General features: G+C 70.7%; 13 protein-coding genes. 9 read left to right on the top strand and 4 right to left on the bottom strand.

The window, feature by feature from the left end; genetic code table 11:
• Positions 1 to 101: 101 nt before the first annotated feature.
• The 5 genes from mqnE (at position 102) to ACLJWH_RS12775 (ending at position 4,899) form a co-directional block, all read left to right on the top strand.
• Complete coding sequence (gene mqnE, locus ACLJWH_RS12795) at positions 102 to 1,268, top strand: aminofutalosine synthase MqnE (RefSeq protein ID WP_052856158.1); 1,167 nt, start codon at positions 102 to 104, stop codon at positions 1,266 to 1,268.
• A 48-nt stretch (positions 1,269 to 1,316) separates the two neighbouring features.
• A complete protein-coding gene (locus tag ACLJWH_RS12790; protein ID WP_411141747.1) occupies positions 1,317 to 1,841 on the top strand; it encodes a GNAT family N-acetyltransferase in 525 nt (174 codons plus the stop codon).
• 104 nt (positions 1,842 to 1,945) lie between these two features.
• Complete coding sequence (locus ACLJWH_RS12785; protein WP_411141746.1) at positions 1,946 to 2,236, top strand: DUF4229 domain-containing protein; 291 nt, start codon at positions 1,946 to 1,948, stop codon at positions 2,234 to 2,236.
• Between the two features lie 410 nt (positions 2,237 to 2,646).
• Positions 2,647 to 4,011: a dicarboxylate/amino acid:cation symporter gene (locus ACLJWH_RS12780; protein ID WP_411141745.1), complete on the top strand. Its 1,365-nt coding sequence runs from the start codon at positions 2,647 to 2,649 to the stop codon at positions 4,009 to 4,011.
• Between the two features lie 273 nt (positions 4,012 to 4,284).
• Entirely contained in the window at positions 4,285 to 4,899 is a 615-nt protein-coding gene (locus ACLJWH_RS12775) for a hypothetical protein (protein ID WP_411141744.1), read from the top strand.
• Between the two features lie 43 nt (positions 4,900 to 4,942).
• Here the strand turns inward: ACLJWH_RS12775 and ACLJWH_RS12770 are convergent, their stop codons facing one another.
• Positions 4,943 to 5,818: an alpha/beta fold hydrolase gene (locus ACLJWH_RS12770; RefSeq protein ID WP_411141743.1), complete on the bottom strand. Its 876-nt coding sequence runs from the start codon at positions 5,816 to 5,818 to the stop codon at positions 4,943 to 4,945.
• A 241-nt stretch (positions 5,819 to 6,059) separates the two neighbouring features.
• On the opposite strand from ACLJWH_RS12770, the gene ACLJWH_RS12765 reads away from it, so the two are divergent.
• Together ACLJWH_RS12765 and ACLJWH_RS12760 are read left to right on the top strand one after the other, a co-directional pair.
• Positions 6,060 to 6,728 carry a TetR/AcrR family transcriptional regulator gene (locus tag ACLJWH_RS12765; protein ID WP_411141742.1) on the top strand — a complete coding sequence of 223 codons (669 nt, stop codon included), beginning with the start codon at positions 6,060 to 6,062 and terminating at the stop codon, positions 6,726 to 6,728.
• 232 nt (positions 6,729 to 6,960) lie between these two features.
• Positions 6,961 to 7,419, top strand: coding sequence for a nuclear transport factor 2 family protein (locus tag ACLJWH_RS12760; RefSeq protein WP_411141741.1), 459 nt, complete (start codon positions 6,961 to 6,963; stop codon positions 7,417 to 7,419).
• 249 nt (positions 7,420 to 7,668) lie between these two features.
• Here ACLJWH_RS12760 and ACLJWH_RS12755 read toward each other — a convergent pair whose 3' ends face one another.
• From ACLJWH_RS12755 to ACLJWH_RS12745, 3 genes are read right to left on the bottom strand one after another with little or no spacing between them, the layout of a single operon-like run.
• Positions 7,669 to 9,033 carry a hypothetical protein gene (locus tag ACLJWH_RS12755; protein WP_411141740.1) on the bottom strand — a complete coding sequence of 455 codons (1,365 nt, stop codon included), beginning with the start codon at positions 9,031 to 9,033 and terminating at the stop codon, positions 7,669 to 7,671.
• On the bottom strand, positions 9,030 to 9,896 hold the full coding sequence (locus ACLJWH_RS12750) for a polyprenol monophosphomannose synthase (RefSeq protein WP_411141739.1): 867 nt from the start codon (positions 9,894 to 9,896) through the stop codon (positions 9,030 to 9,032). The genes ACLJWH_RS12755 and ACLJWH_RS12750 overlap by 4 nt, the downstream gene beginning before the upstream one ends.
• A 56-nt stretch (positions 9,897 to 9,952) precedes the next feature.
• On the bottom strand, positions 9,953 to 11,035 hold the full coding sequence (locus ACLJWH_RS12745) for a sugar phosphate nucleotidyltransferase (RefSeq protein WP_411141738.1): 1,083 nt from the start codon (positions 11,033 to 11,035) through the stop codon (positions 9,953 to 9,955).
• A gap of 110 nt (positions 11,036 to 11,145) precedes the next feature.
• On the opposite strand from ACLJWH_RS12745, the gene ACLJWH_RS12740 reads away from it, so the two are divergent.
• Both ACLJWH_RS12740 and ACLJWH_RS12735 read left to right on the top strand, forming a co-directional pair.
• Positions 11,146 to 11,646, top strand: coding sequence for a GtrA family protein (locus ACLJWH_RS12740; RefSeq protein ID WP_411141737.1), 501 nt, complete (start codon positions 11,146 to 11,148; stop codon positions 11,644 to 11,646).
• Positions 11,647 to 12,106: 460 nt separating this feature from the next.
• Complete coding sequence (locus ACLJWH_RS12735) at positions 12,107 to 12,760, top strand: TetR-like C-terminal domain-containing protein (protein WP_411141736.1); 654 nt, start codon at positions 12,107 to 12,109, stop codon at positions 12,758 to 12,760.
• Positions 12,761 to 13,027: the final 267 nt, after the last annotated feature.

The raw sequence follows: 13,027 nt of genomic DNA, 5'->3' as shown, positions 1-13,027 counted from the left end.
CTCGGCTGAGCCCGTTCCGCGTCCGTTTCCGGCGCCGGAGCGGCACGAGTTACCGCACGGACACGGCAGAGATACTGGGAGGCGACCGGATGGCTGCGTCAATGGATGTGGGCCTCAAGCGTGAGCTGGAGGCGAAGGTCCACGCCGGAGAGCGGCTGACCCGCGAGGACGGTATCGCGCTCTACGAGTCCGACGACCTGGCATGGCTGGGCGGGCTCGCCCATGAGGTGCGCACCCGTAAGAACGGCGACGTCGTCCACTTCAACGTCAACCGTCACCTCAACATGACGAACGTGTGCACCGCGTCCTGCGCGTACTGCTCCTTCCAGCGCAAGCCGGGCGAGAAGGACGCGTACACGATGCGCATCGAGGAGGCCGTCCGCCTCGCCAAGGCGATGGAGAACGAGAACCTCACCGAGCTGCACATCGTCAACGGTCTGCACCCGACCCTGCCGTGGCGCTACTACCCGCGCTCGCTCAGCGCCCTCAAGGAGGCGCTGCCCGACACGGTCTCCCTCAAGGCGTTCACCGCCACCGAGATCCACCACTTCGAGACCATCTCCGGGCTCAGCGCGAGCGAGATCCTCGACGAGCTGATCGACGCCGGTCTGGAGTCGCTGACCGGCGGCGGCGCGGAGATCTTCGACTGGGAGGTCCGCCAGCACATCGTCGACCACAACACCCACTGGGAGGACTGGTCGCGTATCCACCGGCTCGCCCACGAGAAGGGGCTCAAGACCCCGGCGACGATGCTGTACGGGCACATCGAGGAGCCCCGGCACCGGGTGGACCACGTTCTGCGGCTGCGTGAGCTCCAGGACGAGACCGGCGGCTTCCAGGTCTTCATCCCGCTGCGCTACCAGCACGACTTCGTGGACATGAAGGACGGCAAGGTCCGCAACCGGCTCCAGGCGCGCACGACGATGGCGACCGGCGCGGAGGCGCTGAAGACCTTCGCGGTCTCCCGGCTGCTGTTCGACAACGTCCCGCACGTCAAGGTCTTCTGGGTCATGCACGGCGTGCAGACCGCGCAGCTGGCGCTCCAGCACGGTGCGGACGACATGGACGGCTCGGTCGTCGAGTACAAGATCACGCATGACGCGGACAACTACGGCACGCCGAACAAGCTCACCCGTGACGACCTGCTGGAGCTGATCCGCGACGCGGGCTTCCGCCCCGTCGAGCGCAACACCCGCTACGAGATCATCCGCGAGTACCCGGGCCCGGACGCGGCGCGCCGCGAGGCGCCGCAGCCGATGCGCCTCTGACCCGGGCTGCCACTGACGATGTCAGTGGCCGGGTCTAGGGTCCAGGTCATGAGCGTGCGCTTCGACCTGGACCCTTCCGTCACCCCCGGACTGCGTGACGGGATATGTGAGTTGTGGACGGATGTCAGCAACGCCGGCGGCGCCGTCGGCTTCGTCCCGCCGGTGACGCCCGAGGACATCCGCCCCGACCTGCTGGGGCATCTGGCGGCGATGGCCGAGGGGCGCGAGCGCCTGGTGGTGGGCCGGGACGCGGCCGGCCGGGTGCTGGCGACGGCGTTCCTGAACCTCAACAGCCACCGGCTGATGCGGCACTGGCTGTGGGTGTACACCGTGATGGTGCACCCCTCTCAGCAGGGCCGGGGCACCGGCCGCGCGCTGATGACCGCGGTCGCCGACGCCGCCCGCACTCTCGACGGCATCACCGGCATACGGCTCACCTGCCGCGGCGGCACGGGCATCTCCCGCTTCTACACCGCCTGCGGCTACAAGGAGGTCGGCCGGGTGCCCGGCGCGATCAAGGTCGCCGACGACGACTTCCGCGACGACATCACGATGTGGCTCGAACTCCACTGAGCTGCGGGACGCGGGCCGCCGACGGGGGTCAGGAAGATCACGCGGGCCGCTGTGCTTGACTGGAGGGTGACCCTTTGGTTGCCGTTGAGAAGAAGGTCCCGTCCGTGAGTAGCCACAAGTTCGCCACGCTCCGCTACACCGCCCTTCGAATCGGCCTCTTCGTCGCCTCGTTCGCCGTGGTGTGGGTGCTCGCCTACTTCCGGATCATTCCGCTCGGCGTCGGCAGCGCCAACACCGTCTGGCTGCTGCTGCTCGCCATCGTCATCTCCGCACCGCTCAGCTTCATCCTGCTCCGCAAGCAGCGCGACGCGATGTCCGAGCAGATCGTGGCCAAGGTCGACCGCCAGCGCGAACGGCTCGCGGCCAACGCCGGCCAGGAGGACGGGCTGTCGTAGGACACCGCACACACACCCGACAGCCGCCCCGCCGTGGAGTTCCGCTCCGCGGCGGGGCGGCTGCGCGTTTCCGGGACGTACCGGCGGGACGGCCGGGTGGTTCCGCGGGACGTACCGGTCCGGGCCGTCCGAGCGGTGAGATCTCCGCGGTCCGCGCCGTGAGATCTCAAAGATCTTCTTTGGGTCCCTCAAAGTTCAAGTGTTAACGTACCTGACATGAAGACAGCAGCCGCGCCCGCCTTCCCCATGAGCGTTCCGCTCGTGGCGCGCCTGCACGTCGATCTTTGCCGCTGTATGTCCGCGGCCTGTTGCCGCCGCTGACCCCTCACAGCGGCCGGAGATCCCTGTACGGACCTCTTGGCGCCCTTCACTGCTTCCCGACGCCGTCACCTGTCCCCGGAGTGTGTCCGTTGTCCACGTCTGCCGAGACCCCGGCCTCGTCCCAGGCCCCCAAGACTCCCAAGTTCCGCATACCCAAGGTCCCGTTCTGGGCCCAGATCCTGACCGGCCTCGTCCTCGGCGTGCTGCTCGGCTGGGTCGCCAAGAGCGGTGACGTCGGCTGGCTCGCGTCCACCCTGAAGCACATCGGCGACCTCTTCGTCCAGCTGCTGAAGCTGGCCGTCGCCCCCCTCGTCTTCTTCGCCATCCTGGTGTCGATCACCAACTTGCGGCAGGTCAACAACGCCGCCCGGCTCGCCACCCGCACCCTGCTGTGGTTCATGGTCACCTCGCTGATCGCCGTCGCGATCGGCCTGGCGATCGGCCTGCTCACCAACCCCGGCGCGGGCACCGGCCTGACCCCCAAGGACGGCAAGCTCCCGCAGCACGCCGGCTCCTGGATCGACTTCCTGACCGGCATCGTCCCCACCGACGTCATCACGCCGTTCACCGAGCTCAACGTCCTCCAGATCGTCTTCATGGCGGCCGTCGCCGGAATCGCCGCCCTCCAGCTCGGTGCCAAGGCCGAGCCGGTGCTGAAGATCAGCCGCTCGGTGCTCGAACTGCTTCAGAAGGCGCTGTGGTGGGTCATCCGCCTCGCCCCGATCGGCACCGTCGGCCTCATCGGCCACGCCATCGCGACGTACGGCTGGAACCTGATCGGCAAGTACGCGACCTTCACCGTCGACATCTACGTCGGCTGCGCCATCGTCCTGTTCGGCGTCTACCCGCTGCTGCTCGGCACGGTCGCCAAGGTCAACCCGCTCCAGTTCTTCAAGGGCGCCTGGCCCGCCATCCAGCTGGCCTTCGTCTCCCGCTCCTCGGTCGGCACCATGCCCGTCACCCAGAAGGTCACCGAGCGCCTCGGTGTGCCGAAGGAGTACGCCTCCTTCGCGGTGCCGTTCGGCTCGACGACCAAGATGGACGGCTGCGCCTCGATCTACCCGGCCATCGCGGCGATCTTCATCGCGCAGATCTTCGATGTCCCGCTGGGCATCGGCGACTACCTCCTGATCGCCTTCGTCTCCGTCATCGGCTCGGCCGCCACCGCCGGCCTGACCGGCGCGACGGTCATGCTGACCCTGACCCTCTCCACACTGGGCCTCCCCCTGGAGGGCGTCGGCCTGCTGATGGCGATCGACCCGATCCTCGACATGATGCGTACGGCCACCAACGTCGCCGGCCAGGTGGTCATCCCGATCCTGGTCTCCGCCAAGGAGAAGATCCTGGACCGTGAGGCGTACGGGCGTGCTGCGGACATCAGCCTGGACGGCGACGCCGTGGCCGAGGTCTCCGAGGCCAAGATCGGCGTCCCGGCCACGGCCGGCGTGAGCTGACACGGCGGCCGGGGAACGCCTCCCCGGCCGCGATCAGTCCGGCCGGGCCACGGCCGGGCCACGGACACAGGCTCTGGACACACCGCCTACGACCACGCCCCCATGACAGCGCTCCCGCAGCCACGGACATCCGGCTGCGGGAGCGCTGTCGTGGGGCGCGGGGTTGGGCAGCCCTGATCCGGAGCGGGCGGCGGCACCGTACAGCGGCCGATCCGAACGGCCGCTGTACGGTGCCGGGTTCGTGCGGGGGATGACGCGGGGGATGATGCGGTGGTGAAGAGAGCAGCCAAGGGCGGGCCGTCGGCCATCCGTGTGCGCGGGTCCGCCCGTTCGCGGCGGGGCTGGGGCGCGGTGGCGGTCGTGGCGGCACTGATCGCCGGTACGTCCTCGTGTCTCGTCGACAACCGGTACGCGCCGCTCCCGTCGGCGGTTTCCGTGGGCGCGTCCGATCTGCACGGCACATGGCGGGGCCGGGGCGGCAGTGCGCTCACCCTGCGGCCGGACGGCGTTGCCGAGCTGGCCCGTCTCGACGGCCAGGAATTCGCGTTCGACGACGGCTGGCGGATGACCGCTACCGGGACCTGGTCACTGTCCGGGCCCGGCCGCGAGAGGTTCCGTAACCTCGTGAACGACGGCCCCGTCGTCCGGGTCCGCGTACGGCCGTCCCCGAACGCGACGCCATCTTCGTCCGTAACACCGTCCCCGTCCGTAGAGTGGCCCCCGCCCTTCTCCCCGCCGCCGACGGGGGCGGCGCAACGGACCGCTCCGGCACCGGCCGAAGCCTCCTGGGACCTGAGTGTCACCAAGGGCGAGAAGGGGCAGCTGGCGCTGTTCTTCCTGACCTCGGACCCCGACCTGCGGGACACGTACTACCTGTACAAGAGCTGAGACGGAGAGAGCCTGCTCGGTGCCTTCCGGCGGGTCCGCCCGGTCAGACGGTCGCCCCCGTGTGGCGCAGGAGTGCCGCGGCGAGCGGGGCGTGGACGGCCGGGGGGAGGGCGTGGCCCATGCCCGGGATCTCCACGACGTGCGCGTTGCCGATGACCTGGGCGAGGTGGTGCGGGTGCGGGGGCGGGAAGACCGGTTCGGCGGGGGCGGAGACGACCAGGGTCGGGATCTCGTTCGCGGCGAGCCGCTCGGTGCGGAGCATGCCGGAACTGTCGGCGCGGCCGTGTGCGGTGGAGGTGGTGTAACGGCCGGTGTGCTCGATGATGCCGCGTTCGAAGGTGCGGAAGTAGTCGGCCTCGAAGGGGAGTTGGCGGCCGGCGAGTACGCGCCAGTGTGCGATCCGGCGGTCCAGTTCGGCTTCCGGGCCGTGGTCCTCGACGGGGCGGGCCCACATCTCCAGGACCTCCGGCGAGATGCCGGGCAGGTCGCCGGCCGGGATCTCGGTGCCGTCGGGACGGGTGTACGGGGCGGTGCTGAGGGCGCCGGTGCCCATCAGGGTGGCGCTGAGGACCCGGCCGGGGTGATCGGCCAGCGTCAGCTGGGCCAGCATGCCGCCCAGGGACAGGCCGGCGATATGGGCCCGGTCGACGCCGAGGCCGTCCAGGACGGCGATCACGTCCTGGGCGAGATCGGTGATGCGGTACGGCTGTTCGTCGAAGGACCAGGTGGAACGGCCGGTGTCGCGATGGTCGTAGCGGATGACCCGGTGGTGGGCGGCGAGCGCGTCGACCAGCGGATCGGGCCAGCCGGGGCCGGGCGCCGTGGCGCCCATGATCAGCAGCAGCGGGGGCGCGTCGGCGGCGCCGCGCTGCTCGGTCCACAGGCGGATTCCCGGGGCGGCTTCGACGAATTGCTGCATGGACGGTCCTCCAGGGGGATGGCCGGCACGGTATGTCAGGGGTGACGACCGGCGCGGCCGTGACGTGTGGTGCGACGAGTGGCGCAACGTATGGCGCGACGAGCAGTGCGACGAGCAGTGCGAATGGTGCGACGAGACGTATCGTCTCGTATTGGCGTGATGAGGTCAAGGACAGGGGGCCGGGGAGGGGAGATCGTAAACTTACTTCGGGGTAAAGGGGCGGGCTGGAGGGACGATCGGCGTGGGTGCTGTGAAGAGCAAACGGGTGCCGCGGGCGGTGCGGGAGCAGCAGATGCTGGACGCCGCGGTGCGCACGTTCGCGCGGCGTGGCTACCGGGCGGCCTCGATGGACGAGATCGCCGAGGTGGCCGGGGTCTCCAAGCCGCTCGTCTACCTCTATCTGAACTCGAAGGAAGAGCTGTTCAGTGCGGTGATCCGGCGGGAGGCGGCGGCGCTGGTCGAGGCGGTGACGGCGGCCGTCGAGCCGGACGCGCCCGCCGACCGCCAGCTGTGGAGCGGGCTGACGGGCTTCTTCGCGCACACCGCCGAGCATCCCGACGGCTGGGCGGTGCTGCATCAGCAGGCGCGCACGCACGGCGAGCCGTTCGCCCTCGAAGTGGCCGCGATGCGGGCGGAGATCGTGCGGTTCGTGACGGCGCTGATCGGCGCGGCGGCCCAGGAGGCGGGCTGCGTCGGTGAGTTGGCCGACCGTGAGGTGGCGGGTCTGGCGCATGCGCTGGTCGGCGCGGCCGAGTCGCTCGCGGAGTGGGCCAACGCCCGTACGGACGAGGGCGCGTCCGGGGAGCGGGAACGTCCGGCGGCGAAGGACACGGCCGCCACACTGATGAACTTCGCCTGGGCCGGACTGGGGCGGCTGATGGGCGGGGAGCGGTGGACGCCGGAGGCGTGACGGGCCGTGGGCGGTGCGCTCCGGCGGGCCACTGGCGGGGGAGCCCCCGGCGCATCGGATGAACGGGCGGCGCCTGACCGGCCGTACGGACCGGACGGTGCCTGCCGCGAGCGTGGATCACGATGGTGCGCACGCTTACCCGGGAGGTAATCGTCGTGGACCGCCGTCGCCGACAAGAATGGCGATCTCGCCGCGTCGGTGCGACGCGGCCGCCACGTTGGAGGCATCAGCCATGGCCACAGCCACCCCCGTCCCCACGACCACGCGCACCGTGGTGGAGGAACTCCTGCGCCGGATCGGCGAGGGCGACCCCGAGCAGATCGCCGAGCTGTACGCGGAACGGGGCGACTGGCAGCTGGACTGGCCGGAGGCGGAGCACGGCCGCGCGGCCACCCCGTGGATCCGCCACCGGACCACCCGCGCCGACGCCGCCGCCCACTACCGCGAGCTGGCCGAGCACCACGTCCCCGGGCGGGCGGCCACCGAGATCGAGCGCATTCTCATAGACGGCGCCGATGCGGTCGTGCTCGGCGTGATCCGCCAGACCGCCCGGTCCACCGGGCGCGCCTACAGCGCCCGGTTCGCCCTGCACCTCACGGTCGAAGACGGCCTTGTCACCCGGCACCACGTCTACGAGGACAGCCTCGCCGTCGCCCAGGCGTTCGCGGCGGGGCCGTCGGAGATTGGTTGATGGGCGGTCGGCGATCTGCTGACGGGGCGCCGGGGGACCCCGGCGGAGCGCCAGCAGACTGCGTCCGCCGGCCGGACGGCCGTCCCGGGGCGGGGTGCTGGGGGCGAGTGGCCCGGAGTGGTTCGGCCGGTCATGGTAGCAATACAGGCAGAGGTCCTGGCGATCACGGAGTGGCGCAACTCCGTGATCGCCAGGACCTGTGCCTGCCTCGCGGCCGAGGTGCCATCAGTACGCCTGTCCGCGCGACCGCTAAGGCACCGGCCCCAGCTCCGGCTCCGCCGTCCCGCACCGCCGTTGCACAGCGCGCTTGATGACCTCGTCCAGCAGGATCGGCAGCCCCGCGGCGGTGATCAGCCACACCGCCGCGTACAGCCGGTCCGCCTGGAAGTAGACGGGGTGGGCGATGACCGTGGCGATGCCGGTGGCGCCGAGACCGGTGACCACCAGGGCCAGTGGTGCCGAGCGCCGCCACAGTCCCCACAGGGCCAGTGCGAGGGGGAACACGATGACCGGGGCGAGTGACTGCTGCTGGGCCCACTGCCACCAGAAGTTGTGGTTGAGGTGGAACAGGTCCTGCCAGGGAGCGGCCACTTCGGGTTTGGTCCAGTGTTTGCTGAACGTGTCCTGGAGCGTGGCCGTGGTGCCGGGCAGCGCCATCAGCTTGCTGACCAGGGCGACGGCGGCCGTGGTCCCGGCCGAGAGGCCGAACAGCCACCAGGTGCCCCGGTGGCGGGTGCGGCGGACGAAGAGCAGCATCGCGGCGGCCGCGGCGGTCATGATCATGGCCGCCATCTGGGCGCTGGAGTACTTCACGCCCGCCGATACCGCCAGCGCCGCCGTGTATATCAGCGCGCCGGTGCGGACCCGGCCCTGGAGCAGGGCCACGGCGCCCAGCAGCATCGCCGCGAGCATCGACAGCAGCGGCCCCTCGGCCAGTGGCAGCGTGCCCCAGGTGGCGAGCGGGGTCGCATAGAAGAGGCACTGGCCGAGCACGGCGAGTCCGCGCGAGAGCCCGAGCCGGCGCAACGCGGCCAGCAGGAAGAACCCGCCGGCGGTGGTGAAGATGAGGGACACCGCGCTCAGCCCGGCCTTGGCGCCCATGAGCCCGACGAAGGGCGCGGCGAGCAGCGGGTAGAGGGGCCGGGTGTCGAAGATCCGCTCGTAGCGCGGATCGTTGGGGCCGAGCCCCTTGGCCTCGGAGGCTTTCATACAGCGCTCGTACGGCTTCGGGTCGCGCGGCTCGGTGAACTTCATCTCGTCGAGCAGCTGGCCGCGGTACTTGCGGTTGCCCTCGTCCTTGCAGAACGCCACCAGCGCCTTGTGCTGCGCGTCCGCCCGCGTATCGCCGAGGTACTCGTATGCCGAGCGGGCGTAGCGGTAGGAGTCGTTGGAGAAGAGCGAGGCGGGGAAGGCGAAGACGTGCAGGACGACGAAGACCACCGCCACCAGGCCCGGCAGCGCGAGTCCCCGCACCCGGCGGTCCAGGCGCCGGCGTCGGTGCCGGTGCGGGCCGGCGGGCGGCGGGGCGGACCCCGGGCCCGCGCCCCCGGCCCGCGCCGCGTCGGCCCGGTCCGCGGCTATCCGGTCCTCGACCCACTCCGTACCGGTGCTCACCGGCCGGCTCCCCGTCCGGCCGGCCGAGCGTTCCCCTTGCGGGGCGCGCGTATCGCGTCGAGCCGGATGCGCCACGGCATGATCGCGGATTCGACCTGTACGGCGGCCGACATCTTGGACGCGCCTATCTGGCGCTCCTCGAAGTGGATGGGTATCTCCAGCGCGGTGAATCCGGCGCCGACGGCCTGGTACTTGAGCTCGACCTGGAAGCTGTAGCCGCTGGAGCGGACCTGGTCCAGCCGGGCGGCGCGGACCGCGTCGGCCCGCCACAGGACGAAGCCCGCCGTGGCGTCGCGCAGTCCGGTGCGCAGCACGGTGCTGACGTAGCGATTCGCCCAGCGGGAGAGCAGCCGCCGGTGCAGACCCCACTCCTCGGCCAGTCGGCCGCCGCACACATAGCGGCTGCCGACCACCAGACCGGCGCCGGTGGACAGCGCGCTGCCCAGCATCTGCGGTACGTACTCGACGGGGTGGCTGCCGTCGGCGTCCATCTGCAACACGTAGGCGGCGCCGTCGTCCACGGCCCGGGTCATACCGGCCGCGTACGCCCGGCCCAGACCGTCCTTGGTGGTGCGGTGCAGTACGTCGATCCGGCCCGGGTACTGCTCGGCGAGCTCCTCGGCGACCCGGCCGGTGCCGTCGGGGCTGTTGTCGTCGACGACCAGCAGGCGCAGCCCCTCCAGGCCGAGGGCCATCAGCTCCTTCGCCATACCGGGGAGGTTCTCGGCCTCGTTGTAGGTCGGCATCACGATGGTCAGGGCGGTACGGGCCCAGACGTCGGGAAGCGGTGCGGGGAGCCGCGCGGTGTGCGGGGCCGGTGCGGTGGTAGCCACGTGCTCGGTGCTTTCTACGGGTCCGTGCATGCCACGGAGCGTGCGGGTCCGTGCATGCCACGGAAGGAAAGTGCGGTGGGGCGGGCTCAGCAGTCGGCGGAGAAGCGCACGGAGGCGTCCGGCAGGCGCGTGTCGCACCACACCCGGACCCCCTTGCGCAGCTCGTTGTCGGCGCCCACCTGGGCGCCGTCGCCGACGACGGCGCCGTCCACGACGGTGCGCGCGCCGATCCGGGCGCCCGCGCCGATGAGGCTGTCGCTGATGCACGCGCCGTCCTCGATGCGCGCGCCGTCCAGCAGGACCGAGCCCTCGACCACGGCGCCCTCGGCCACTTCGGCGCCCGCGCCGACGACCGTGCCGCCGCCGAGCTTGGCGCCCGCGGCGACCTTCGCCCCCGGCAGCACCAGATACTCACCGGGTTCGCCGGGCATGGCCGCGGAGGCCACGACGCCCCGTACGAGGTCGGCGGATGCCTGGACGAACGCGTCCGGCCGGCCCAGGTCCAGCCAGTAGGTGCGGTCGACGACGCCCTGGAGATGGGCCCCGTCCGCCAGCAGACCGGGGAAGGTCTCGCGCTCCACGGAGACCGGACGGCCGGTGGGGATGGCGTCGATCACCTCCCGGCGGAAGACATAACAACCGGCGTTGATCTGGTCGGTGACGATCTCGGCCGGGCTGGTGGGCTTCTCGGTGAAGGCGAGCACCCGGCCCGTCTCGTCGGTGGGCACGAGCCCGAAGGCGCGCGGGTCCTCGACCCGGGTCAGATGCAGGGTGACGGCGGCCTGGGCCGCCTCGTGCCGCCGCACCAGGTGCGCGATGTCGAGGCCGGTGAGGATGTCGCCGTTGAGGACGAGCACGGGCTCGGCCGGCGCCGAGGTCAGGGCGTCGGCGGCGGACCGGATGGCGCCGCCCGTGCCGAGCGGCTCCTCCTCGGTGACGTAGGTCAGCCGCAGCCCGAGCGCCGACCCGTCACCGAAGTACGGCTCGAACACCTCGGCCAGATAGGACGTGGCGAGCACCACATGGTCCACCCCGGCCGACTTGAGCCGGGCGAGCTGATGCGCCAGAAACGGCACTCCCGCCGCCGGAACCATTGGCTTGGGGGTGTTCACCGTCAGGGGCCGCAGGCGAGTGCCCTTGCCGCCCACTAGCAGTACCGCTTCCGTCACACCAGTCCCCAGTCAGTCAAATCAGCGCGAGTTTTTCACAAACGTTTACACTACATGCTGCTTATACGGCCAATTTCAGTTGTCATCCAGAGAAGGAATGAATGACCCCCATGAGTCCCATACGTGAGCGCGGCGGTGCCGGCGGACGGCTGCGCCGACTGGTCCGTGAACTCGCGAAGTTCGGCACCGTGGGCGGTCTCGGCGTCCTGGTCAACCTGGGTGCGTTCAACCTGTGCCGGGCGGTGACCGATCTCGCAGTGGTCCGGTGCAGCGTGATCGCCACGGTCGTCGCGATCGTCTTCAACTACCTGGGTCTGCGCTACTTCGCCTACCGGGACCGGGACAAGGGCGGGCGCGCGAAGGAGCTGACGCTCTTCGCGGTCTTCAGCGCCATCGGCCTGGTCATCGAGAACGGTGTGCTGTACACGGCGACGTACGCCTTCGACTGGAACAGCCCGCTCCAGAACAACATCTTCAAGTTCGTCGGCATCGGCATCGCCACGCTCTTCCGTTTCTGGACGTATCGCACCCTGGTCTTCAAGCAGCCGGATCAGCCGCAGCCGCCGTTGCCCACGGCCCCCGAGGAGCGCCTGGCGAAAAGCTCCCGCTGAGCGGGACGGGCGGGCGGGCGGGCGGGCGCGAGACACCACCCGAACCGCGAGAGCGGGGCGCGAAGCCCGAACATCAAGGGTGAAGCGCGAAGCCTCGGTCGAACCGCAACGGCGGGCGCGTGACGGCCCCCCGCCCGTGATCTGCACGCCCAGGTGGTGGCAACAGTGTTACCCATGGGTAACACTGTTGCTCATGAGCACGCTCTGCCAAGACGCCCAGCGCGCCGGTCAGGAATCCGTGCGCACCACGATCCTCGGCCGCGCCATCGATCTGCTGGTCACGGAGGGCCCGCCGCCCTGACGATGGGCCGGATCGCCACCGGCATCGGCTCGTCGACCAAGGTCCTCTACACCCTGTTCGGCGGGAAGGAGGGGCTGGTCGACGCGCTGTACCGGGAGGGGTTCGCGCGCCTGCGGCGGGCACAGGAGCGAGTCCCCTCTGTGGACGACCCGTTGGTCTGTGGACGACCCGTTGGCGCATCTGACCCAGCTCGGGACGGCGTACCGGGAGCACGCGCTGGCCGAACCGGCCTACTGCCGGGTGATGTTCGAGCAGGCCGTACCCGAATACCGGCCGAGCGCGGAGGCTCTTGCCGTGGCCGAGACCGCCTTCGACGCCTCGGCCGCCGCCGTGGCCGCCTGTATCGACGCCGGTGTCTTCCGGCCGGGCGACGCCCAGGAGATCTCGAAGATCTTCTGGGCCGCGTCGCACGGGGCGGTGAGTCTGGAGTTCGCCGGACACTTCACGGGGGATACGGCGGCCCGTCGCTATGCCGCGCTGATGACGGCGGTGGGGCGGGCGTTCGGCGCCGACCCCGAGTCCATCCAGGTGTCCGTCCCCGAGCCCGGCCCTGATCCTGCCCCGGAGTCCTCCCTGTCGTCTTCCCCGTTCCCGTTCCCGTTCCCGTTCCCGTCCCCGTTCCCGTTCCCGTTCCCGTCCCCGTTCCCGTCCCGTTCCCGTCCCCGTCCCGTTCCCGTTCCCGTCCCCGTCCCCCTCCGCCTCCGTGCGAGAAGGGCAGCAGTCATGACGGTCAACCGCTATCTGTCGGGGAACTTCGCACCGGTTGCCGAGGAGGTCACGGCGTACGGCCTGCCCGTACGAACTCACCCATGACCTGGAGACGGTCGGCCCCTGCGACCTGGGGGCGACCCCGGAGGGGTACAGCGCCAACGCCCACTCCCTCTTCGGTCCGCGCACCCGCGAACTGCATTCGCTCGCGTGACCGGGTGCAGGAGTTCCCCCGCGTCAACTCCCGTTACACGGCGCGTCCTTACCGGTACGGGTACGCCGCCGCCATCGAGCTCTACGCGCCGCCGCCGTCGAGCTCTACGCGCCGCCGGCCGGACCCGACGACGACCGTCCGGACGAGGGGTTCGGCCA

Origin of the sequence: Streptomyces sp. x-80 (assembly GCF_046549095.1) — a bacterium.
In the GTDB taxonomy this organism is placed as follows: domain Bacteria; phylum Actinomycetota; class Actinomycetes; order Streptomycetales; family Streptomycetaceae; genus Streptomyces; species Streptomyces celluloflavus.
This window is presented reverse-complemented; position numbering and strand designations above follow the sequence as displayed.

What these genes read in the sequence shown, in the direction of transcription:
- ACLJWH_RS12770 (WP_411141743.1), bottom strand. Translation starts at nt 5,818, where the DNA reads ATGCAGCAATTCGTCGAAGCCGCCCCGGGAATCCGCCTGTGGACCGAG.
- ACLJWH_RS12760 (WP_411141741.1), top strand. Translation starts at nt 6,961, where the DNA reads ATGGCCACAGCCACCCCCGTCCCCACGACCACGCGCACCGTGGTGGAG.
- ACLJWH_RS12750 (WP_411141739.1), bottom strand. Translation starts at nt 9,896, where the DNA reads ATGCACGGACCCGTAGAAAGCACCGAGCACGTGGCTACCACCGCACCG.
- ACLJWH_RS12740 (WP_411141737.1), top strand. Translation starts at nt 11,146, where the DNA reads ATGAGTCCCATACGTGAGCGCGGCGGTGCCGGCGGACGGCTGCGCCGA.
- mqnE (WP_052856158.1), top strand. Translation starts at nt 102, where the DNA reads ATGGATGTGGGCCTCAAGCGTGAGCTGGAGGCGAAGGTCCACGCCGGA.
- ACLJWH_RS12790 (WP_411141747.1), top strand. Translation starts at nt 1,317, where the DNA reads ATGAGCGTGCGCTTCGACCTGGACCCTTCCGTCACCCCCGGACTGCGT.